Source organism: Curtobacterium sp. BRB10 (assembly GCF_031844325.1).
GTDB lineage: Bacteria > Actinomycetota > Actinomycetes > Actinomycetales > Microbacteriaceae > Curtobacterium > Curtobacterium poinsettiae_A.
In genome coordinates, this window is the sequence record NZ_JAUZVA010000007.1 from 1 (window position 1) to 21,133 (window position 21,133).

General features: G+C 70.4%; 23 protein-coding genes, 1 tRNA gene and 2 pseudogenes. 14 read left to right on the forward strand and 12 right to left on the reverse strand.

Annotated elements, in window-relative coordinates; all coding sequences use genetic code 11:
- The first annotated feature begins 522 nt into the window (after nucleotides 1–522).
- From Q9R26_RS15325 to Q9R26_RS15365, 10 genes and pseudogenes are all read left to right on the forward strand, one after another.
- A complete protein-coding gene (locus tag Q9R26_RS15325) occupies nucleotides 523–1,185 on the forward strand; it encodes a DUF1684 domain-containing protein (RefSeq protein WP_311227747.1) in 663 nt (220 codons plus the stop codon).
- A 64-nt stretch (nucleotides 1,186–1,249) separates the two neighbouring features.
- Nucleotides 1,250–2,749, forward strand: coding sequence for an ABC transporter substrate-binding protein (locus Q9R26_RS15330; protein ID WP_311227748.1), 1,500 nt, complete (start codon nucleotides 1,250–1,252; stop codon nucleotides 2,747–2,749).
- Between the two features lie 27 nt (nucleotides 2,750–2,776).
- Nucleotides 2,777–3,739, forward strand: coding sequence for an ABC transporter permease (locus tag Q9R26_RS15335; protein ID WP_311227749.1), 963 nt, complete (start codon nucleotides 2,777–2,779; stop codon nucleotides 3,737–3,739).
- 35 nt (nucleotides 3,740–3,774) lie between these two features.
- A complete protein-coding gene (locus Q9R26_RS15340; RefSeq protein ID WP_311227750.1) occupies nucleotides 3,775–4,635 on the forward strand; it encodes an ABC transporter permease in 861 nt (286 codons plus the stop codon).
- Nucleotides 4,632–5,438, forward strand: coding sequence for an ABC transporter ATP-binding protein (locus Q9R26_RS15345; RefSeq protein WP_311227751.1), 807 nt, complete (start codon nucleotides 4,632–4,634; stop codon nucleotides 5,436–5,438). The genes Q9R26_RS15340 and Q9R26_RS15345 overlap by 4 nt, the downstream gene beginning before the upstream one ends.
- Nucleotides 5,438–6,205 carry an ATP-binding cassette domain-containing protein gene (locus Q9R26_RS15350; RefSeq protein ID WP_311227752.1) on the forward strand — a complete coding sequence of 256 codons (768 nt, stop codon included), beginning with the start codon at nucleotides 5,438–5,440 and terminating at the stop codon, nucleotides 6,203–6,205. Before Q9R26_RS15345 ends, Q9R26_RS15350 begins: the two co-directional genes overlap by 1 nt.
- A gap of 40 nt (nucleotides 6,206–6,245) precedes the next feature.
- On the forward strand, nucleotides 6,246–6,572 hold the full coding sequence (locus Q9R26_RS15355; RefSeq protein ID WP_311227753.1) for a PTS sugar transporter subunit IIA: 327 nt from the start codon (nucleotides 6,246–6,248) through the stop codon (nucleotides 6,570–6,572).
- Nucleotides 6,569–6,727, forward strand: coding sequence for a hypothetical protein (locus tag Q9R26_RS18645; RefSeq protein ID WP_396136835.1), 159 nt, complete (start codon nucleotides 6,569–6,571; stop codon nucleotides 6,725–6,727). The genes Q9R26_RS15355 and Q9R26_RS18645 overlap by 4 nt, the downstream gene beginning before the upstream one ends.
- Nucleotides 6,693–7,532, forward strand: a pseudogene (locus tag Q9R26_RS15360) (PTS transporter subunit IIC); the annotation flags it as partial. The gene Q9R26_RS18645 and the pseudogene Q9R26_RS15360, both read left to right, overlap by 35 nt.
- 63 nt (nucleotides 7,533–7,595) lie before the next feature.
- Nucleotides 7,596–8,246, forward strand: coding sequence for a hypothetical protein (locus Q9R26_RS15365; protein ID WP_311227754.1), 651 nt, complete (start codon nucleotides 7,596–7,598; stop codon nucleotides 8,244–8,246).
- 120 nt (nucleotides 8,247–8,366) lie between these two features.
- Here the strand turns inward: Q9R26_RS15365 and Q9R26_RS15370 are convergent, their stop codons facing one another.
- From Q9R26_RS15370 to Q9R26_RS15395, 6 genes are all read right to left on the reverse strand, one after another.
- The gene (locus Q9R26_RS15370; protein ID WP_311227755.1) at nucleotides 8,367–9,260 is read right to left on the reverse strand and encodes a MetQ/NlpA family ABC transporter substrate-binding protein; all 894 of its coding nucleotides are present in this window, start codon (nucleotides 9,258–9,260) and stop codon (nucleotides 8,367–8,369) included.
- A 94-nt stretch (nucleotides 9,261–9,354) separates the two neighbouring features.
- Nucleotides 9,355–10,053, reverse strand: coding sequence for a methionine ABC transporter permease (locus tag Q9R26_RS15375; protein WP_311227756.1), 699 nt, complete (start codon nucleotides 10,051–10,053; stop codon nucleotides 9,355–9,357).
- A complete protein-coding gene (locus Q9R26_RS15380; RefSeq protein ID WP_311227757.1) occupies nucleotides 10,050–11,060 on the reverse strand; it encodes a methionine ABC transporter ATP-binding protein in 1,011 nt (336 codons plus the stop codon). Before Q9R26_RS15380 ends, Q9R26_RS15375 begins: the two co-directional genes overlap by 4 nt.
- 131 nt (nucleotides 11,061–11,191) lie before the next feature.
- Nucleotides 11,192–11,392 carry a hypothetical protein gene (locus tag Q9R26_RS15385; RefSeq protein ID WP_311227758.1) on the reverse strand — a complete coding sequence of 67 codons (201 nt, stop codon included), beginning with the start codon at nucleotides 11,390–11,392 and terminating at the stop codon, nucleotides 11,192–11,194.
- On the reverse strand, nucleotides 11,389–11,655 hold the full coding sequence (locus Q9R26_RS15390; RefSeq protein WP_311227759.1) for a hypothetical protein: 267 nt from the start codon (nucleotides 11,653–11,655) through the stop codon (nucleotides 11,389–11,391). Before Q9R26_RS15390 ends, Q9R26_RS15385 begins: the two co-directional genes overlap by 4 nt.
- 112 nt (nucleotides 11,656–11,767) lie before the next feature.
- Nucleotides 11,768–11,956 (reverse strand): hypothetical protein, encoded by a 189-nt coding sequence (locus Q9R26_RS15395; RefSeq protein WP_311227760.1) that lies wholly within the window; start codon nucleotides 11,954–11,956, stop codon nucleotides 11,768–11,770.
- A 47-nt stretch (nucleotides 11,957–12,003) separates the two neighbouring features.
- Between Q9R26_RS15395 and Q9R26_RS15400 the strand changes: the two genes are divergently transcribed.
- Nucleotides 12,004–12,144 (forward strand): hypothetical protein, encoded by a 141-nt coding sequence (locus tag Q9R26_RS15400; protein ID WP_311227761.1) that lies wholly within the window; start codon nucleotides 12,004–12,006, stop codon nucleotides 12,142–12,144.
- Between the two features lie 46 nt (nucleotides 12,145–12,190).
- Here the strand turns inward: Q9R26_RS15400 and Q9R26_RS15405 are convergent, their stop codons facing one another.
- Entirely contained in the window at nucleotides 12,191–13,360 is a 1,170-nt protein-coding gene (locus Q9R26_RS15405; RefSeq protein ID WP_311227762.1) for an LLM class flavin-dependent oxidoreductase, read from the reverse strand.
- The gene (locus tag Q9R26_RS15410; protein ID WP_311227763.1) at nucleotides 13,360–15,369 is read right to left on the reverse strand and encodes an acyl-CoA dehydrogenase family protein; all 2,010 of its coding nucleotides are present in this window, start codon (nucleotides 15,367–15,369) and stop codon (nucleotides 13,360–13,362) included. Before Q9R26_RS15410 ends, Q9R26_RS15405 begins: the two co-directional genes overlap by 1 nt.
- Before the next feature lie 162 nt (nucleotides 15,370–15,531).
- Between Q9R26_RS15410 and Q9R26_RS15415 the strand changes: the two genes are divergently transcribed.
- The 3 genes and pseudogenes from Q9R26_RS15415 to Q9R26_RS15425 all read left to right on the forward strand — a co-directional run.
- Nucleotides 15,532–16,041, forward strand: coding sequence for a hypothetical protein (locus Q9R26_RS15415; RefSeq protein WP_311227764.1), 510 nt, complete (start codon nucleotides 15,532–15,534; stop codon nucleotides 16,039–16,041).
- 90 nt (nucleotides 16,042–16,131) lie between these two features.
- Nucleotides 16,132–16,206, forward strand: a tRNA-Met gene (locus tag Q9R26_RS15420).
- Between the two features lie 64 nt (nucleotides 16,207–16,270).
- Nucleotides 16,271–16,546 (forward strand): annotated as a pseudogene (locus Q9R26_RS15425) (LLM class flavin-dependent oxidoreductase); the annotation flags it as partial.
- On the opposite strand, the gene Q9R26_RS15430 reads toward Q9R26_RS15425, so the two are convergent.
- From Q9R26_RS15430 to Q9R26_RS15445, 4 genes are all read right to left on the reverse strand, one after another.
- On the reverse strand, nucleotides 16,529–16,882 hold the full coding sequence (locus Q9R26_RS15430) for a hypothetical protein (protein WP_311227765.1): 354 nt from the start codon (nucleotides 16,880–16,882) through the stop codon (nucleotides 16,529–16,531). The pseudogene Q9R26_RS15425 and the gene Q9R26_RS15430 overlap by 18 nt on opposite strands.
- Before the next feature lie 578 nt (nucleotides 16,883–17,460).
- Nucleotides 17,461–18,792 (reverse strand): PLP-dependent transferase, encoded by a 1,332-nt coding sequence (locus tag Q9R26_RS15435; protein ID WP_311227766.1) that lies wholly within the window; start codon nucleotides 18,790–18,792, stop codon nucleotides 17,461–17,463.
- Nucleotides 18,793–18,999: 207 nt separating this feature from the next.
- On the reverse strand, nucleotides 19,000–20,202 hold the full coding sequence (locus tag Q9R26_RS15440; protein WP_311227767.1) for an acyl-CoA dehydrogenase family protein: 1,203 nt from the start codon (nucleotides 20,200–20,202) through the stop codon (nucleotides 19,000–19,002).
- 1 nt (nucleotide 20,203) lies between these two features.
- The gene (locus Q9R26_RS15445; protein WP_311227768.1) at nucleotides 20,204–21,115 is read right to left on the reverse strand and encodes a MetQ/NlpA family ABC transporter substrate-binding protein; all 912 of its coding nucleotides are present in this window, start codon (nucleotides 21,113–21,115) and stop codon (nucleotides 20,204–20,206) included.
- Nucleotides 21,116–21,133 lie beyond the last annotated feature (18 nt).

Below are 21,133 nucleotides of genomic sequence, written 5' to 3' on the forward strand. Positions count from 1 at the left end.
CGGTGCCTCACTGGCCGATCCGCAGGCGGACATCGGCGCCATCCGCAGGGTGGGCCGTTCCCAGCAGGAAAGGCTTAGCCCCGGTGCGAGCTCGTCACGTGGAGCGGCGAGATAAGCCGACCGGTCATCGGAGAGATGCGTGCCGGTCGACCGGGTCTAGCACAGAGGGAGTGAATTGGTCTCCTTCGGGTCGGTTCCGTCGGCATTGCCACACTCCCGTCAACTGTTCACCAACCGTGTCCGGCCTCAACGGCCGCCGAAGTGGCGCTACTTCATGTTTACTGCCATTTCATGACCTCCCAACCACTTGTGGCCAAGTCGAGTGCGCGGCCCGACGCATCCTGATCCGTCGCGAACGAGGATTCCCTCCCAGTCGTGATCTTGTGTTTCCTTGTATGACCCCGAAGGCGAGTTGAGGGCTTCGCCGTGGGATCGTTTACTGTGACCACCGTGCAACCCTCCCGTGCACCCGACGCCGCGCCCAATTCCTGGCATGCCTGGCGGCAATCGCGTCGGGAACGGGTGACGGGGCCGCAGGGCGACCTCGCGCTCGTGCAGACGACGTGGCTGCCGGGCGGTGCCGAGCCCGACCTGGATCAGGTCCTCGCCGGCCAGCCGGCATCGGTGACGGCCACGGCAGTGCACCGCAAAGACATCGACAGCGGCGCCCCTGAGCACGGGTACCGGTTGTGGGACGCCGAGTCGCCGGCGAACCGCTCCTACACCGGCACGCCGGTGTTCCCATACGACCCGTCGTGGCGGATCGAGGCGCGCTTCACCCCGGCCGAGCGCGGACGGACCATCCCCTACGAGCACCTGCGTGACGCGGCCGGCAGCACCCGTGACCTCGTCGTACCGGGCGACATCGCTGCGACGATCGACGGCCGTGATTACACCCTGAGCGCGTTCGACGACGACGGCACCCTGCTGCTGGTGTTCGGCGACCCGACGAACGGCAGCGGCGAGGAGTCCGAGCGCACCTACGGCACGGGCCGATTCCTCTTCGTCGAGCGTCCCGACGGGGTCGGCTCCGGCGAGGAGTCCCCGGTCATCCTCGATTTCAACTACGCGTTCGTACCGCCGTGTGGCTTCAGCGACCAGTACAACTGCCCGCTGCCGCCGTTCCAGAACCGGCTGCACCTGCCGGTTCACGCCGGCGAGCGGTACGTCGCGCACACCGACTGACCCGCGCCACACCCGAACGACCCTCGCCAACCCCACGTACCCGCATGCCTGAAACAGGAGCACCGTGAAGACCCGTACCCTCGCCCTCGTCGCCACCGGCGTCGCGTTCAGCCTCGCTCTCGCGGGCTGCTCGTCCTCGAACGGCGGCTCGTCGTCCGGTGAGGATGACACTGTTGTAGTGGGCTCGCTGTACGAGCCGACGAACCTCTCCAACGTCGACGGCGGCGGCCAAGGCGTCAACGAGGCGTTCCAGGACAACGTCTACGAGGGCCTGTTCCGCCTCGGCGACGACGGCGACGTCACCCCGCTGCTGGCGACGAAGTACGACACCTCGTCGGACGGGCTCACATACACCTTCACGCTCCGCAAGGGTGTCAAGTTCCACGGCGGCGGCACCATGACGAGTGCCGACGTGAAGAGCTCGATCGAGCGGATTACCGCCGAAGAATCGCAGTCGTCGCGCAAGTCGAGCCTGTCCGTCATCTCCTCGATCGCCACCCCCGACGACGACACCGTCGTGGTGAAGCTGTCGCAGCGGTCGATCTCGTTCGTCTACAACCTGTCGTACGTCTGGATCGTCCCGTCGGACGAGAAGTCGCTCAAGACCGAGGAGAACGGCACCGGCCCGTACCAGCTCGGTGAGCGCAAGCGCGGCTCGTCGCTGACGTTGAAGCCCTTCGACGGCTACTGGGGGGAGAAGCCGAAGAACGGCGGGGTCGAGTTCGACTACTTCACGAGTGCATCGACGCTGTCGAACGCGCTGGCCAGTGGCCGCGTCGACGTCATCACGAGCATCCAGTCGCCGGACGCGCTGTCCCGGTTCACCTCGGACACGAGCAAGTACACCGTCAGCGAGGGCAAGTCGACCACGAAGGAACTGCTCGCCTTCAACGACGCCGAAGGCCCCTTCACCGACGTGAAGCTCCGCCAGGCGATCTCCGCGGCCGTCGACCGGAAGGCGCTGCTCAAGGCGATCTGGGGTGACTACGGCACCGTGAACGGGTCGATGGTGCCCCCGACCGACCCCTGGTACGAGGACCTCACGAGCGTCAACGCGTACGACCCGGCGAAGGCGAAGCAGCTCCTCGCCGAGGCCGGCAAGGCGGACGGGTTCACCTTCACCCTCGACACCCCCACGTACGACCCGCACCCCGCGGTCGCGCAGTACCTGCAGAGCGCGCTGCAGAAGGTCGGCGTCACGGTGGAGATCAACTCGATCAGCGCCGACGAGTGGTACACGAAGGTGTACCAGCAGCACGACTTCGAGGCGACGCTGCAGGAGCACGTCAACGACCGTGACGTCGTCTTCTACGGCAACCCGGACTTCTACTTCGGGTACGACAACCCCTCCGTCCAGCAGGACATCGCGAAGGCCGAGCAAGCGACCTCGCAGGACGGCCAGACCGCGCTCCTCAAGCAGGCGAACGAGCAGATCGTCAAGGACGCCGCGAGCGACTGGCTGTACCTGTACCCCCAGATCGTTGTGTCCGACAAGGACGTCACGGGATACTGGAAGAACGGGTTGAACTCGCAGTTCCCCGTCTCCGGCATCACCGTCGGGTAGCGAACAGACAGGATCCCGCACCACCGCATGACCGTCTACGTCCTCCGCCGCCTCGGCATCCTCGTGGTGTCGCTGCTGGTGGCACTCGTGGTGGTCTTCGCGCTCCTGCGGATCCTGCCGGGTGACCCGGCGAACGCCCTGCTCGCGGCGAACGCGACCCCGGACCAGATCGCTGCGGCCCGACGGGAGGTCGGCTCCGACCTCCCGTTGGCCGCGCAGTTCACTACCTGGATCGGGCAGATGCTGCGGTTCGACCTCGGCACCTCGTTCACGAGCGGGCTCCCGGTGTTCCCGGACCTCGCGCAGCGCCTCGTGGTGACGGTGCCGCTCACGCTGATCGCCTTCGTCGTCGCGGTCGTCGCGGCGTGCCTGGTCGGGTTCGTGGCCGCCGCGCGGGCCGACCGCTGGTACGGCGTCGTGTTGTCCGGCATCACACAGCTCGGCGTCGCGGTGCCGGTCTTCTGGATCGGCATCCTGCTCGTCCAGGTGGTGTCGCTGCAGTGGGGTCTGCTGCCGTCGAACGGCTTCCCCCGCGACGACTGGACGTACCCCGGCGACGCCCTGCAGGCCCTCGCGCTGCCCGTCATGACCGTCGCCGTCGTGATGACCGCGTCCATAGCCCGGTACGTCCGGAGTGCGGTGCTCGACGTGCTCGGTGCAGACCACATCCGGACGGCCAGGGCGCTCGGCGCCTCGACGGCGTCGGCGTTCCTCCGGCACGGGATCCGCTCCGCCGTCGTGCCCGTGATCGCGGTGCTCGGCATCGAGCTCGCGAGCACGTTCCTCGGCGCCGTCGTGGTCGAGAGCGTCTTCGCCCTGCCCGGCCTCGGTAGCATGCTCGTCACGGGGATCGAGCAGCACGACTACCCGAGCATCCAGGGTGTGCTCCTGGTGTCCACCGTCGCCGTCCTCGTCATCGGGTTCGTCGCCGATGTCGCGCAGCGGATCGTCGACCCGCGCCTGCGCTCGACCGTCTCGGGGAACCGGTGAGTGCCCGCCGCTCGGTCTCGCTGACGGTCGGCTCCGTGTCCGTCGGGCTCGTCCTCGTCGCCGCGGTCCTGTCCCTCGTCTGGCTGCCGTACTCCCTCTACGACACGTCCGGCGGTCGACTCACCCCGCCGGGTGCCGCGCACTGGCTCGGCACCGACACGCTCGGTCGCGACCTCATGACGCAGCTGCTCATCGGCGCCCGGATCGCGCTCGCGACGGGCGTCGGAGCCGTGCTCGTCGGTGGAGTCCTCGGTACGGTGATCGGGCTGGTCGCGGCGTTCGCCCGGCCGTGGCTGGACGACACCCTGTCTGCCGTTCTCGACATCGTCATCGCCTTCCCGACGCTCCTCGTCGCGATGCTCCTGGTGGCCGCGCGCGGAGCATCCCTCGGCACCGCTGTCGTCGCCGTCGGGATCGTGATGGCCGCGGCCGTCGCCCGGGTCGTCCGGATCCTCGCCCGCCGGGTCCTGCGACAGGACTACGTCACCGCGGCACGGACCTCGGGGACGAGTTGGTCCGGCATCGTCACCCAGCACGTCTTGCCCAACATCTGGCCGACGCTCGCGGTGAACCTCGCCCTGCAGTTCGGCCTCGCCGTGCTCGCCGAGGCGAGCCTGTCGTACCTCGGGCTCGGCGCGCCGCCGCCGAACGCCTCGTGGGGTCGGATGCTGCAGGACGCGCAGCAGACCGCGTCCGAGGCGCCGGTCGGCGTGCTCGCGCCGGGCCTCGCGCTGGTCGTCCTCGTCGTCGGCGCGAACCTGCTCGCGGACGGGCTGCGCGACGTCGGTGACCCGACCCGTCGCGGACGCGGGGCGACCCGCGCACGTTCGCCGCGCCTCCAGTCCGGTACGCCGGCCGCGGTCACGCGCGAGGCGACCGACGGGAGGCGCGCATGACGACAGCCATCGAGGTCACCGACCTGCGGATCGCCACCGCCGACGGGGCGGTGCTCGTCGATGGCGTCTCGTTCGCCGTCCAAGACGGCGAACGGCTCGGCATCGTCGGCGAGTCGGGGAGCGGCAAGTCGCTCACCGCCCTGGCCGTGATGGGGCTGCTGCCCGCGGGCCTCGCCGCGTCCGGATCCGTCCGCGTCGGCGACGTCGAAGTGGTCGGTGCACCGGAGCGGACCCTGCGCGCGGTGCGCGGCCGGATGGTCGCACCCGTGTTCCAGGAACCGACGACGGCGCTCGACCCCCTCATGCGCGCGGGCGCCCAGATCGCCGAACCGCTGCGGCGGCACCGCGGCTTGCGCGGTGCGGCGGTCGAGCGCGCCGTCCGTGCGGCGGTCGCCGACGTCGCCCTGCCCGACCCCGAGCGCATCGTCCGCTCCTACCCGTGGGAGCTCTCCGGAGGCCAGCGGCAACGCGTCGCCCTCGCGATGGCGCTGGCGTGCCAGCCCCGCGTACTCATCGCCGACGAGCCGACGACCGCGCTCGACGTGACCGTCCAGGCGCAGGTGCTCGACCTGCTCGACCGGGCCGTCGCCGAGCGCGGCATGGGGTTGCTGTTCATCAGCCACGACCTGCCCGTCGTCGCGCGGACGGTCGACCGGGTGCTGGTGCTCGAACACGGGCGCACCGTGGAGCAGGGCGCCGTGCAGCAGGTCGTGGCCCACCCCGCGGAGCCGTACACCCAGCGACTCGTCGGCAGCGCTCGCTCGCTGCAGGACACGCTCGACGCCGGACGGGCGGGAGCCTGATGGGACCGCTGCTCGCACTCGACGGCGTGTCGTACCGCTACCCAGGCCGGCGGACGGGGCTCGCCCTCGACGACGTGTCCGTGAACGTCCCCGTCGGCGGGCACGTCGGGGTCGTCGGGGAGTCCGGCGCAGGCAAGTCGACGGTCCTCCGGCTGCTGCTCGGTCTCGCGTCCCCGCACAGCGGCGTGGTGTCCTTCGACGGCGCGCCCCTGCACCTGCGGGACCGTTCGACGATGCGCCGGTTCCGGTCAGCGGTGCAGCCGGTGTTCCAGGACCCGTACTCCTCGCTCGACCCCCGCCAGCGCGTGGACCGCATCGTCGGCGAGCCGCTCCGCTCGCTCGCGGTGGCCTCCGGGTCCGAGGCCGTGGACCGCGTCGAGGCTGCACTCCGGGACGTCGGGCTCGATGCCGACGCCGGGCGGCGCTACCCGCACGAGTTCTCCGGCGGCCAACGGCAGCGCATCGCGATCGCCCGCGCCGTCGTCTCCGGCCCGCGGGTGCTCGTCGCCGACGAACCCGTCAGCGCGCTCGACCTGACGACCCGAGTCGCGGTGCTCGAGCTGTTCGAGCGGCTCGCGGCCGAGCACGGGATGACGATAGTGCTCGTGTCGCACGACCTCGCGGTCGTCGCCCGGCTGTGCGCAACGACGGTGGTACTACGGGGCGGCCGGGTCGTCGAGCAGGGTGACACCCGTCGCGTTCTCGCCCAGCCGAAGTCCGCGTACACGCGGGCGCTGCTAGACGCGGTACCGCGGTTGCCGGTCTGACAACGGTTCTGCTTGACCGGCAATTCGGGCTCGTCGCTCGATGAAGACCGCCGTCGCCGCTACCGGTGGCACGTACATCGACCTCGGCTCCGGCGTCGCCCTCGCGCACGCTCGACCCGAAGCCGGTGTGCCCCGACTCGGTCTTTCATACCTGAGGGTGCGGCCCGCCGTCGACCTCGCCGACGACGCGGCGCACCCGATCGACCTCTTTCTCTGCCTCGCCGCGAGCGACTCGATCGAAGACATCCAGACGATGCAGGAGCTCGCCAGCGTCCTCATCGACGAGGACGCATGGAGCGGGCTCCTCGCCGACACCACTCCCGCCGACGTCGCGTCGGTCCTCACAAAGATTGGACAGAACGCATGAAGATCCTCGCCGTCTGCAGCACCGGCCTCGGCTCTAGCTTCATGACCCACATGAACATCGACAAGGCGCTCGGGGAGCTCGGGGGCAGCGGGGTCGAGCCTCGTCCACGCCGCCGGTGCCGGCGTCGTCAACAGCTCGCTCGCTCCCTTCGGTGACATGTTCCAGCACGCGTTCGACGTGCAAGGCGTCGTGCCGAACAACGAGGCCATCGTTGGCTAGGTGCTGCTCGAGTACGGCTCCGCTGCCGCGCTGATCTTCTTCTTCGGCATGATCGTCAATGTGGCGCTCGCGGCAACGTCGCAATTCAAGTGCATCTACCCGTCCGGTCACGTTGCCTTCTACATGGCGGCGATGATTGCGGTGATCTTCGGTGTCACCGGCTTCAGCGCCTGGCAGGTCATCCTGTGGGGCTCGATCGCGCAGGGCGTCGTGATGACGATCTCGACGGCGATCGTGCAGCCATTCGTGCGGAAGGTCACGGGCACCGATGACGTCGCACTCGGGCAAACGGGTGGTGCTGGCATCGCCCTCTCGGGTGTCGTCGCGACCCTGACCCGCAGCAACAAGAAGCCCTCGAAGTCGACCGAGGACATCGCGTTCCCGTCCGGCCTCGGCTTCCTGCGCGACACACCCCCGTCGGGTGGAGTGGTGTCGGCGCCCGGCTGTCCGACCTTCTTCGCGCGGTCGCCGAACTCGCCGAGGTCGACCCGAACCTCGCGCACGTCTGGCGGAACCACTTCTCGTTCGTGGAGGACCGCGTTCACGCTGCGGGGACGGCCTTCGACCGCGCCGTGGTCGCCCGGCTCGGTGACGGGGAGATCGTCGGGGGTGGCTGGAGCGAAGCGCCGAGGTCGGCGGGGGAGCCGATCGCGACACGTCTCACCCGCGACCGGGCCGCTGGGTGGCGGATCACGGGTCGGAAGTTCTACTCGACGGGCAGCACCTACGCCCGGTGGGTGACCGTGATGGCCGTCGACGACGGGGCGGACTATCGTCGCACTCGCCGACACCGTGGATCCGGGCGTGGTCGTCGGCGACGATCGGGACCGCTTCGGGCAGCGCGTGACGGGCAGTGGCACCGTGACCTACACCGACGTGCACGTCCCGGACGAGCGGGTCCTGCCGTACGCCACCCGGTACCCCTACCAGGAGCAGTACTACCGAACCTTCATGCACGCGGTCCTCGTCGGGATCGGCCGCGCCGCACTCCGTGACGGCGTCGCCGCCCTCCGCGTCAGGGCCAGGGGACACCGGAATGGCACCGCGGACCGACCGACGACCCGGAACTCCTCGGCGTGGTGGGCACCGTCGCCGCGCCGGTGTGAGCGGCGGACGCCGCGTTCACCGCGAGCCTTGGGCCGATCGACGCCGGTCGACCGGCACACGGCGCTGCGCGTGGCCGGGGCGGACCCGGCGGGCGACAGCGTGCTGCGCGATCTGCTCGAACGCAGCTGGACGGCGGTGGCCCAGACGCAGACGGTCGTCACCGACGCGGTGCTCGACGCGACGACGGTCGTCTTCGACGCGCTCGGGTCGTCCGGCACCTTCCTGTCGCTGGGGCTCGACCGGCACTGGCGGAATGCCAGGACGCTGGCATCGCACAGCCCACGCGTGCACAAGCGCCGCCTCGTCGGGGACCTGCTGATGAACGGGGCGAGCACGCTCGACCGGTGACGGCAGCGGCAGGGCCGCGACCGGTGACACAACGGGAGGCACGGTGCCGACCGGCAGCGTGCCTCCCGTCCGTCACGACCACCCGGAAGACCGCGGCGGTCAGGGGGCCCACCGTGGCGGTCAGTCCACGTGGTTGACCGGGATCACGCTGCCCTCGTAGGTCTTCGTGATCCAGTCAGCGACCTCCTTGCTCGTGAGCGCCTCGTCGAGGGCCTCGATGCGGGGGTCGTCGTGCAGCGCCTTCGGGGCGATGAGCACGTTGACGTAGGGGTTGCCGTTCTTGGAGTCCTCGAGCTGCAGGGCGTCCTGCGACGGCGTGAGGTCGACGCCGAGCGCCGCGTTGCCCTGCAGGATCGCCGCGTCGACGTCCTGCAGCTGCCGGGCGAGCTGCGTATTGTCCGCCGTCTTTAGGAACTTTAGGTGCTTCGGGTTCGACGCGATGTTCGCCTCGGTGATGAGGAGGTCGTCACCGCTGAGGTCGCCGCCGTCGAACGACCGGTCGAGCTCCAGCAGCCCCGCGCTCTGCAGCAGGAAGAGTCCGCGCGCGAAGTTCGTCACGTTGTCCGGGATCCCGATCGTCGCGCCGTCCGCGATGTCGTCGACGGACGTCACCTTCTTCGAGTAGATGCCAAGCGGCTCGATGTGGACCTTCGCGTCGACCTCGAGGTCGGTGATCCCGCGCTGCTTCGTGTCCTGCTCGAAGAACGGCACGTGGTCGATGTAGGTCGCGTCGACGTCGCCGTTCTCGACGGTCTCGTTCTCGTTGACGCCTTCCTGTGCGACGGTGACGTCGAGCGTGACGCCGTCGGGCAGGAGTCCCGCGTCCTGGATGTGCTCGAGGATCTCGGAGTGCGGGCGGTTCTCGGCCCACACGCGGAGCGGTTCGCTGCTCGCGGTCCACTTGCCGTCGACCTTCTCGGAGCTGCCGGTGGAGCCGGACGCGCAGGCGCTCAGGGTCATTGCGGCGATGACGACGGCCGCGCTCGCGACGAGGGCGCGCTTCGGGTGGTGCATGGGGTTCCTCTCGGATCGGATCGAATGGGGAAGGGCTCGGGTGAGCGGGCTCGCGTGAGCGGGTGAGCGGTGAGCAGGTGAGCGGGTGGACGCGTCAGCGCTTGTGCAGGCGCCGTCGGAGCCAGACGTCGCCGACCACCTGAATGGCCTGCACGATGACGACGAGGACGAGGACGGTCGTCCACATGAGCTGGTCGTCGTAGCGCTGGTACCCGTAGGTGACGGCGTAGGCGCCGAGTCCGCCGGCCCCGACCGTGCCGGCGACCGCGGTATTGCCGACAATCGCCACGAGGGTGAGGGTCGAGCCGGCGATCAGGCCGGACCGCGACTCGGGCAGGAGCACCCGCCAGACGAGCTGCCGGGTGCTGGCGCCCATCGCCTCGGCGGCGTCGAGGCGTCCGGTGTCGACCTCGGCGAGGGCGTTGTCGACGATCCGGGCGAAGAACGGGAACATGCTCACGGTGAGCGGTACGAGCGCCGCGGTCGTGCCGAGCGTGGTGCCGACAATGCTGCGGGTGAGCGGCAGGATCGCGAGCAGCAGGATGACGAAGGGCAGCGACCGCACGATGTTCACGAGGACGCTGGCGACGTGGTGGCCGACGATCACCGCACGCTGCGCGCCGGCACTGCGGATTCGTTCGACGACGACCGAGCCGGGGGTGGTCAGGAAGAGCAGCACACCGAGGGCCGTGCCGAGGACGAACGTCAGGAGGAACGTCCAAAAGACCATGTAAAGCGTCTCGCCCGCGGCCTGTGCCAGGAGCCCGTAGGGGCCAAGTCCGTTGGAGATCACGCCGACTCCACCGCCGTCCGTCCGTCGGCCGTCCGCCGGACGGCATCGAGCCCGGCCCGGTCCGGCAGTTCGAGCTCGTACCGGGCGACCTGCTCCCCGCCGACGGTGTGGACGCCGCCGGATAGGACGTCGTACGCGGTGTCCGCGGCGAGCCGCGACAGGTACCCGCGCGCGGTCGCCTCGCCGCGGACGGTCACCAGCACACGTGGCCGGTCCGCACCCGGCCGGGAGGCGCGTGGTGCGTCCGGCGTGCCGGTCGCCGGTGTCGCCGACGTGGCGCGGGGGAGCATCGCGCGGCCGATGCGGGACGTCGGGTCGGACACCAGGTCGATGGTCCGCCCCTGTTCGACGACGCGGCCCGCCTCGAACGCGACGACCTCGTGGGCGTGGTTCCGCAGGATCTCGAGCTCGTGGGTGATGAGGACGACGGAGACCCCGAGCTCCCGGTTCACCCGCTCGAGGAGCCCGAGCACCTGCTCGGTCGTCTCGGTGTCGAGCGCGCTCGTCGCCTCGTCCGAGAGCAGGACGGACGGGTTCGTCGCGAGCGCTCGTGCGATGCCGACGCGCTGCTTCTGTCCGCCGGACAGCTGCGAGGGGTGGTTGTCCGCCCGATCGGCGAGCCCCACGAGGTCGAGCAGTTCGCCGACCCGACGGCGCCGTTCCGTCCGGTCGGTGCCGGCGAGCAGCAGGGGGAGCTCGACGTTCTCAGCGGCGGTCCGTCCGTGCAGCAGGTTGAACTGCTGGAACACGATCCCGATCCGCCGACGACGGGCCCGCAGGTCGCGTCGGCGCAGGCGGAAGAGGTCCTCGCCGTCGATGTGGACGCTGCCCGAGTCCGGGCGGAGGAGCGCGGTGACGACGCGGAACAGCGTCGACTTCCCGGCACCGCTCCGTCCGGCGATCCCGGTAATGCCGCCGTCGGGGACGGACAACGACACGTGGTCGAGGGCGGTCACCTCCCGGCCGTGTCGTCGGTACGTCTTGGAGACGTCTCGCACCTCGAGCACGTCGTTCCTCTCTCCGCTTCCCGTCCGGGTGGTCCCGGCTGGCCTCGACGAGCGTAGGAGCGGTAGCGGGTACGCCGTGCTCGCGCAGTCACACGCCGACGCGCAGGGTCACGAGGCGTCATCTGCGCCCGTCAAGAGCACCAGACCGACGAGGAACGTTCCGTGACCCCGGGGACGAGCTGCGTGTTCACGAGCCCGAGCAGGCTGTCCCCGAAGAACGTGACCGACTGTCCGTTGAGGGCCGTCAACGCGAGCCCGGTGAAGACCGACAGGGTGCCGAGCATGACGATGAAGGACGGGAGTCGTCCGTACACCGTGAGCGCACCGTTCACGCTGCCGACGAGGACGCCGACCGCCAGGGTGACCCCCACCGCGGCGGGCCGGCTGTCCCTGCCGGCCCGAGCGCGACGACGGCGGACGACAGCAGCACGGTCGCGCCGACGGAGAGGTCGATGCTGCCGGCGAGGATGACGAAGGCCAACCCGACGGAGCCCGCGAGCAGGTACCCGACGGACGTCCCCATCGAGACGAAGTTGCCGGTGCTGAGGAACGTGTGCCGCGCCACCGAGAAGTACACGACGAGCGCGACGAGCACCAGCGGCGGCAGGACCCGGACGAGGACGATCCGCGGGACGAGCGGACGGCGGGCCGACGGTGCTCCGCTGCCGGCGGCCGCAGCGGTGCGGTCGTTCGGGGTGGTGCGGTGGTCATGACGGGAGCGTTTCCAGGTCGGAGGGGCGGAACATGAAGGGGACGACGTCGTCCTCGCGCGGTTTCGCTCCGGGCGGGGACGGCACGCCGGCGACGATCGCGCGGTCGCGGACGACGAGCACGCGGTCGGCGAGACCGATGAGCTCGAGCAGGTCGTCGCGGATGACGGTCGCGGTCGAAGGCACCTCGCTGGCCGGGGGGGAGCGGCGCGGTCGAACGCACCCTGGTGGGCGTGCTCATTCTCGTGGTGCTCTCGAGCGGGCTGAACCAGCTCGAGGTGCCCGACTTCGCCAAGACGATGATCAAGGGCGTCGTAGTGGCAATTGCCGCAGCGCTCACCATCGTCGGTCGGAAGGACACGGTCGTGAGGTGACGTGCCCCATGCGCGCGGCGGAACGCCGGGACGCGACGCGACCGGGTCAGGGACGCGCGAGTCGGTCCCGGAGCGTCCCCTCGTCGTACGCGGTGCGGTACAGACCGCGCCGCTGCAGTTCCGGGACCACGTGGTCGACGAAGTCGGTCAGGCCGGACGGAAACAGGTCGAGCATCACGTTGAAGCCGTCGGCCGCTCCCGCGCGGAACCACGCCTCCATCGAGTCGACGATCTGCTCGGGCGTCCCCGCGATGAATCGCTGGCCGTAGCCGCCGAAGTCGCGCAGGAGCTCGCGGACCGTCGGGTCGCCCCGCGCGATGCGGTCGAGGAGCGTGCGCCGGTAGGCGTCGGACCACCCCGCGCCGCCCTGACGCGCCGCATCCACGACGGCCGGCGGGACCGGGGCGTCGAGGTCGACGTCGAGCAGGTCCGCGCCGAGGGCCTTGCCGAGCTCGGCCAGGCTGTAGGTCGCCGGGGCGAGGTGCTCCCAGTGGTCGAAGCGGTCGCGGGCCTCCTGCTCCGTGCTCCCGATCACAATCGCGAGCCCCGGGAGGACACGGACCGCGTCCGCTGGGCGGCCGGACGCGACGGCGACCTCGCGGACGGCCAGGCGGTGCTGAGCCGACGCGTCCGGGTCCTGTGCGACGGAGTAGACCGCGTCCGCGAACCGGCCGGCCAGCTGCACGCCGGGGCCGGAGCCGCCGGCCTGCACGACGGCCGGACGGTCGTCACCCCAGTGCCCGAGGACCTCCGCGACGAACGACTCGGCGCGGGCGTAGCGCTGCTCCCGTGGCGGCAGCTCGTCGATGCCGTGGTTCCGGACCGCCTCGACGTCCCAGGTCGTCACGGCGTTCCAGCCGAACCGTCGACCGGAGGCGCGGTGGACGCTGCCGAGCCGTCGGGCGAGCTCGGCGGGTTCGTTGAGCGTCGTCGACGCGGTGGCGATGAACCCGAGGTGGTCGGTCACGGCGGCCATCGCGGGGACCAGGATGCTCGGGTCGAGGTACTGGACCGGACGGCTGCGTGGGTCGGTGATCGCGGGGCGGTCCGCCAGGAAGACGGCGTCGACCAGGCCCCGCTCTGCCTCGCGGGCGACCGCCTGCCAGTGCCCGAGGTCGACCACGGCGTCGGGGGTGATGTCGTCCGAGCGCCATGCGGCCGGGCGCTGGCCGACGCCGAGCACGTTGATGTTGACGGTCAGGTGGTCGGCGGACATCAGGAAGCCTCCGGAGCGTCGTCGAAACGCGGTGCCGCGCCGTCGAGGGGATCGAGGACCGGTGCCGGCACCCCGAGACGTCGGCGGAGCGTGCCGACTCGGTCGTCGTGCGCCGCGGTGCGGTCCTGCAGGGCGGCGGCGAGGGTCTCGAGGTCGTGGTGCACGAGGGCGTCCACGCGCACCGCGGGTACTGCATCGTCGGTGCTGCCCGCGAGCACCAGGTCGTCGGCCCGCTCGACCAGGTCGACCCGGCAGGTGCCGGTCGCACGGACGCTCGCGCCGCCGGACGTCACGGTCACCGGGAGTCCCTGCGGACTGCTCGGCACGTTCAGCGGTCCCGCGATCCGGAACGCGCCGGTGCTGTTGATCCGCGTGATCGCCGCGGTCTCCGCGAACGCGGGTGCGCTGCCGTCGAGGGCGAGGGTCTCCCGGGGCCAGCTCCGCCAGAGCTGCTGCACGACCGTGACCAGTTCGGTCACGTCGCTGTCCGGTCCTCCGCGGAGGACCCAGGCGATCCGGCCGCCGGACAGCTGGTCGAGCGTCGCGATGCGCCGAGCCAGGTCGTACGGGTGACCGAGCGCACGGGCACGTGTCGTCACGGCGAACCAGGCTCGCGGGAGGTCGCCGAGCAGGGATGCTGCGGCGACAGTGGGGTCGCCGGCCGAGGGATCGTCCTCGAGCACCAGGAGCACCGGTGACCGCTCGGCGAGGAGGTCGGCGAGCCGCAGCCGGAGGGAGCGATCGGCGGCGAGGGCGTCGGCGAGGTCCCCACCGATGGGCAGGGCGGGCAGCGTCCTGGCCTCGGCGTCGCGCCGGACGGCCTCGGCCCGGACGGTGTCGCGGCTCCGGACGTCGACCTCCGTACCGATGTCGTAGAGGAGCCGGTCCGCGATCATGCGCGAGCGGTGCAGCACTGGGTTGTGCTGTGCGATCGTCCGGGCATTGCGCCAGTGGCGGTCGAGGGCCCACCGCTGCTGCAGGTCCTCGAGCGGCTCGGGGAGCAGCGCGGCGATCTGCGTCAGCAGTCCACCGGCCTCGACCGCTGCCGGGACGATGAGCACCTGGGCGCGGAAGGTCTGGACCTCCGCGGCGTCGGCGGTGCGGTCGGCCACGGGCCCGGGTCCGGAGACGAGCGCCCGGTGGGCAGCGTCCGTGTCCGTCGCTGCGCGGAGGAGCGCGGCGTCGGTCCCGAGGACGAGGGCTTCGAGTCGTCCGAAGCGCTCGAGGACACGGACGTCCGGCGGTCCGTGGCGGCGTCCGCTCTCGTCGATGAGTTCCGCGGCGGTGCGTGCGACGTCACGTGTGATCCCGGTGAGGACGGCGAGGAGCACCAGTTGCTGCCAGCCCGCGGTGCCACGGTGCTGCGTCGCGAAGGGTGCGACGTCGGCCGGGTCGACGGGGACGCCGTGCAGTTCGGTGGTGCCGCTGCCGGTCGCGCGCTGGCCGAAGCCCGTCCAGTCGTCCCGTACCACCACGCCGTCGGCACCCGCGTCGACGCCGACGATGACCAGGGAGTCCTCGTCGTCGACGGCGCTGTACTCGAGCCAGTCCGCGTAAGCGCTTCCCGTCGAGTAGAACTTGGTCCCGGTCAGCCGCAGCGTGCCGTCACCGTCGTGCAATCGCGTGGTGAACTTTGCGCCGGTGCTCCCGTCCGACTCCGTCCACCCGCCGCCGATCATCGCGCCGGAGGCGATCCGGCCGAGCCACCGTCGACGGGTCGGGCCGTCGGCCTCCTTGAGGTGCCGTTCGGTCGCGAGCACGTGCGTCCGCCAGCTCTGTGCGAGGTTCGGGTCGGCAGCGGCGATGTCCGTGATGGTCTCCACGAGTTCGACGACGCTCGCGTCGAGCCCGCCGTCGGCGCTGCTGAGCCGCATCCGGCCGAAGCCGAGGCGGCGGAGCTGGTCGTGGAAGCGGCGCGGGAGCCTGCCGGTGCGGTCCGTGTGCGCCGCAGCAGCCCGGACCTCCTCGAGGAACGTCGCGAACGTCGGACCGAGGAGCTGATGACCCATGCGCTGACCGTACCGATTCGGGAGCTGCGTCCCGATCCGGGTTGAGAAGTGTTGCGGGAGCATTCGGTCCGGATTCCGGGGGACCCGTACGCTCGGACCGTCCACCGCGGGCGGCTGACGCGTGCCGAGCCGGAGTCGTGGACCCGTGGAGGGGGAGCAGCCGTGCCCGATTGGCTCGTCGACGGTACGACACCGGATGCCGACCCGTGGCCCCCGTCGCTCCGTGCGCGTGCGGAGGCAGCGGCCGACCGTGCCGGCCTCGGCGCGGAAGCCGTGCGCGTCCTGCTCGGAGCGGCCCTGGTCGATTCACTCGTCCGGACGGCGACGCGCCTGACCGTCGGTCGGACGCGCGTCCAGCACGACGGCAACACGCTCCTCGCCGCTGACGACCCGCAGTTCGTCGAGGTCCTGCGCGAGACATCGGGTCTCGCCGTGGCTGCGGTCGCCGCGGCCGAACAGCTGCTCTACGGCGCCCTGGACCGCGCGGCGGCCGAGGATCTGCAGTTCGGCGTTCGCGCGATCACCGAGCGGACATTCGACCGGGTGTTCGAGACGCTCGGAGCGTCGGCGACGCTGGAGCACAACGGCCTCCACCGGTTGCGGCACGCCGCGACCCTGCTGTGGTCCGAGATCGAGTCGGCCGAGCCGATCCGCGGTCGCACCGGCCGCTGACGCGCGAGCCGGCCGTCATCGTGCGACTCCCGGCGACACCGGGCGTCATCGGGGACGGCCGGACCCGCTCGATCCGTACGGTGAGGTCATCGCGGCGTATCCAAGTGGTCGAAGGAAGCGGTCTCATAGCCCGCTAAGCCGCAGGTTCGAATCCTGCCGTCGCGTCTCCTCGTCCCACCCGAGCCGACACCCGCCTCTACCAGCTGACCGGTGCCTGGACGAACGCGGCATGACGGCCGTCCCGCTCTCGGTCCTCGACCTTGTCCCGGTGTTGTCCGGATCGACCGCAGCGGCGGCGCTGGCGAACACACTCGACCTCGCCCGCGCCGCCGAGCGGTCCGGCCACGCCCGGTACTGGCTCGCCGACCACCACCTCAACCCCGGCGTCGCGGGCAGCGCACCGGACATCGTGATCGGCGCGGTGGCGGCAGCGACCTCGACGATCCGGGTCGGTAGCGCCGCGACCCTGGTCGGCAACGTCCGCGGGCTACAGATTGCCGAGACCTTCGGGAAGCTCGCCGCGCTGTACGGACCACGCATCGATCTTGGGCTGGGACGGTTCGGCGCACCAGGCCCGGGCACGCCGAAGCCACCATCGCTCGCACTTCGTGCCGACGACATCGTGGACGGGCCGCTCATCCCGGCGCCGTTCGACTTCCAGACCGCAGCCGGCTCGCGGTTCACACTGCAGGGCGAACTCCTCGGTCGCGTGCCCGGCGTCGACCGGTTCGACGGCGAACTCGAGCTCATCCGCGCGCTCTTCGCCGGGACGTGGACCCGTGACGGTGCAGTCCTCGAAGCGCCACCCCCTGCCGCGGCTCTGGTCGAGCTCTGGGTCCACAGTTGCACGGGCGGTGCCCGCGCACGGGTCGCCGGTGCGCTGGGGCTGCCGTACGGCACGAGTTGCCACACGTCACCCGGCACCGTGCTCGCATCGATCCAGGCGTACTGCGGAGCATTCGGACCCGGCGTGCTCGACGCTCCGCACGTCATCGTGTCGGCGGACGTCGTCGTCGGCCGAGACGCTGCCGACGCGTCCCATCTCGCCCTCGGCTACGGCCAGTGGGTGCGATCGATCCGCTCGGGTATCGGGGCGATCGAGTACCCGACGCCCGTCTGGGCGGCGAGAGCACCCGCTGGAGGGCGACGCTCCGGCATCGGTCGCGGACCGAATGACTACTCGGTTCGTCGGAGACGCCGTCACGGTGGCAGACCAGCTCGAGACACTTTGACGGGTGACCGAGGCGGACAAACTCCTCGTCAGGACGATCACGCACGAGCGCGCCGCTCGCGTGCGCTCGTGCGACCTCCTTGCTACCGAGTGGACTGGATGCAGGACCCATCGGGCGGACGGCGCCGCACCGCGCTGAACCAGCCGGGCCGAGGCCTGTGCGCGGAAGAACAGCGTCCTGATCGTTCCTACGCGGGATGGTCCCTCTGCGCTGCGGTGCGATCCTGGCGCACGGCGTCGAACGCCTGCTCGAGATCGGCGAGCAGGTCCTCCTGCTCCTCGATGCCGACCGACAGGCGCACGTGTCCGTCTCCGATACCCATCGACGCTCGGTCCGCCGGCGGGACCTTGGCGTGCGTCGTCGTCGCTGGATGCAGCACGAGCGACCGCACGTCGCCGATGTGCGTCATCCGCGTGAACAGCGAGAGCGCATTTATGAAGACGCGAGCAGCGGGCAGGCCGTCGCGGAAGGTGCATGCGAAGACAGATCCCGCACCGCGAGGGAGATACTTCCGTGCGAGCCCGTTGTACCGGTTCGACGGGAGTCCCGCGTAGTCGACCGATTCGATCTCGGGCTGCGCCTCGAGCCATCGGGTGATCACGAGGGCGTTCGCTGAGTGCTGCCGCATCCTCAGGGACAGGGTCTCGATGCCTTGCTTGACGAGGAAGGCATTGAAGGGCGACGCGGTCGGCCCGATGCGAGCAGCGACCGACTGCCGTGCGTGCTCGAGGAAGGCCGCCGCTCCGAAACGGCTCGACCAAGTCTCGCCGCGGAGGGCCCTCGAAGGCTCGGTCAAGTGTCGGATCGGCGCGGTGGACCAGTCGAAGGCACTCCCGGAGACGATGGCGCCACCGAGCGCTGCCCCATGCCCGGCGAGGAACTTCGATGCTGAATGCACCACCACGTCGGCACCCCATTCGAGCGGCCGCAGCAAGAAGGGCGTAGGAATCGTGTTGTCGACCACGAACGGCAGTCCAGCGTCATGGGCGACACCGGCGATTCCCTCGACGTCGACCAGGTCGTTCTTGGGGTGCGGCAAGGTCTCTGCGAAGACGACGCGTGTTGTAGGTCTGATCGCGGCCCGCCACGCGTCGAGGTCTGACGGCTGGTCGACGAAGGTCGTCGTCACGCCGAGGCCCCCGAGGGTCTCGTGGAGGATCGCACGGGAGCCCCCGTAGATGCTCGGGCCGGATACGACATGGTCATCTGCTTTGAGGAGCGCCAGCAGCGCCACGGTGGTGGCAGCTTGACCCGAAGCCGTGAGTACCGCGCCGATACCGCCCTCGAGGGCAGCGATGCGATGTTCAGCAGCGGCCACGGTCGGGTTTCCCAGCCGCGAGTACACCAGTCCGCCGTCTTCGCCAGCGAACCGGCTTGCCGAATGATCGAAGTCGTCGAAGACGTAACCCGCTGTCAGGTGGATCGGGTCGACCCGCGAGCCGTGACCCCGATCGAGGACCGATCCGGCGTGTACCTGCGCGGTGGCGAAGCCCCACTGCCGGCCGTTCTGCTCCCTCATACTGTCCTCCTCAGCAGGGCCGTCCGACTCCGCAACGTCTCGGTTACGTACTTGCGGTGCAACGCGCCGTGATCCTGTCGGCTGAGTGTGATGGTGCTCCCGCGGTCCCCCCTCGGGGTCGTGCCGCGGGTCACGCGAACCACCTCGCGGACGAGTGCTCGGGTGGTGACGCGTCCGCAGCTGCGGCGACGCGGTCGGCGGAGACGGTCATGCCACGGATCGTTCGTCGGCGCTCGGCACCGGGGCCGAGCGACCGTTGACGATTCCATCACCGAGGTCCCGCGCCCGAGCGACGCGCGGATTGTGCGAGGCAATCGTCCGGGCATTCCGCCAGTGGCGGTCGAGCGCGAGCGAAGTGCTCGTCCCAGACGACCCGAGCGCGTCGAGGACCTGCGTGGTCGCGGCGAGCACGTTGGTCGTCACGACCAGCTGCGCCACCACGACGGCGTCCCACGCCGCGTCGAGCACGCCGGCGCCCGCGTCGTCCTCGGCCGCACGGTCCACCTGGCGCACCGACTCCGCAAAGGTCGCGTCCGCCGACCGCACGAGCGCGGCGACCTCGCCGACGACCTGCAGGAGCTGAGGGTCCTCCCGCGCGATCGACGACACGTTGCCCGGGTGGGCTCGCCCACGAGCACGGAGTGCCGCCACCCCGTCGCGGAGCACGGCGCGGCCGATGCCGACCACGACCGCGTTGAGGAAGGTCTGGTAGTAGTGCGCCTGGTACCGGAACCGTTCCCCGTAGGGGATCGCGTGTTCCGCTGGCAGGTGGGCACGGCGGTACAGCACCGAGCCGCTGCCGGTGACCTGCTGACCGAAACCGTCCCAGTCGTCCCGCACCTCGACGCCGTCCTGGTGTACTCCGACGAGCGCCACGACGAGCTCGCCGTCTGGTCGTCCCGCGAGGACGGTGATCCAGTCGGCATAGATGCTCCCCGTGGAGTAGTACTTGTCGCCCGTGACGAACCAGCCGCCGTCCTGGGCGGGTTCGAGCACCGTATGCGTGGTGCCGACCGATGCGCCGGACCGCTCGCTCCACCCACCGCCGACGACCTCACCGCTCGCCAGCCGGCGGAGGATCGTCGCGCTGAAGGGGTCCTCCGGGGCGCTGATGCGGTCCTCGACGAACGCGTACTGGCTGCGCCATACGTGCGCGAGGTTCGGGTCGATCGCCGCGAGCTCGGCGGTGAGCAGGAACACGTCCGACAGACGTCCACCGAGTCCACCGTGCTCGACGGGGATCCGGATCCGGCCGAAGCCGGCGTGCCGGAGCAGGTCGAACTGCTCGCGGGAGACCGTCCTCGTCTTCTCCCGCTCGAGGGCACCTTCGGCGATGCGGTCGAACAGCGGGCGGAACCGCTCGGCGAGCGCGTCGTGATCGAGGACGGCAGCGCTGTCGGACGTGGTCACGTCAGTCCTCCAGCCGCTTCTGGGACGGCAGGACGAAGCCGCCGTACTCGCTGTCGATGTACTCCGCGACGTCCTTGCCGGTCAGGTAGTCGGCGAGGAGCTGCACGCGCGGGTCTTCCTCGATGTCGGTCCTCGTGGTCAGGACGTTGGCGTACGGGTTGTCGTCGGCCTTCTCCAGGGCGAGCGCCTTCTCCGGGTCGATGCCGTTGCTGAGCGCGATGTCCCCGTTGATGAACGAAGCGGCGACGTCAGGCAGTGACTGCGCTCGGAGCACTGTGTCCGTCGGGACGAACTGCAGGTTCTTCGGGTTGTCGGTGATGTCGGACTCGTCGAGCGACACCGCCTCCGCTGATCCGTCGGACTCCGGGTGGTCGAGCGTGATCAGGCCCTGGTCCTGCAGGATGAACAACGCACGCGGCAGGTTCGTCTGCTCGTTCGGGACGAGGATCTTCGACCCGTCCGGGATGTCGGACGCCTTCTCGTACTTGTCCGAGTACAACCCGAAGACGTTGAGGAGCACCGTGACCGGGTTGACGAGGTTCGTGACGTCCTCGTGCTCTGCCTCCCACGACGTGAAGTACGGCACGTGCTGAGTCAGCGTGGCGTCGATGTCGCCATTAGCGAGGAGTTCGTTGGAGTCGAGTCCCTGCTGAGACGCGGTGATGTCGAGCTTGAGCCCGGAGCCGGTCTCGTCTGCGAGCTCCTGGACGAAGTCGAGGATTTCGCCTTGCGGGACCGGCGTCGCGTAGACCTTGAGCGGCGTGCTCGACACCGTGTCGCCATTGCCATCGCCATCGGCAGCGGCTCGCTCGGACGGCTGGCTCGAGCAGGCGGCGAGGGTCACGGTGAGGGCGGTCAGCGCGCCGAGTGCGACGACGCGGCGCCAACGTGCGGTCTGGGGTGCGGTGGTCATGGTGTGAGCTCCTGGTTC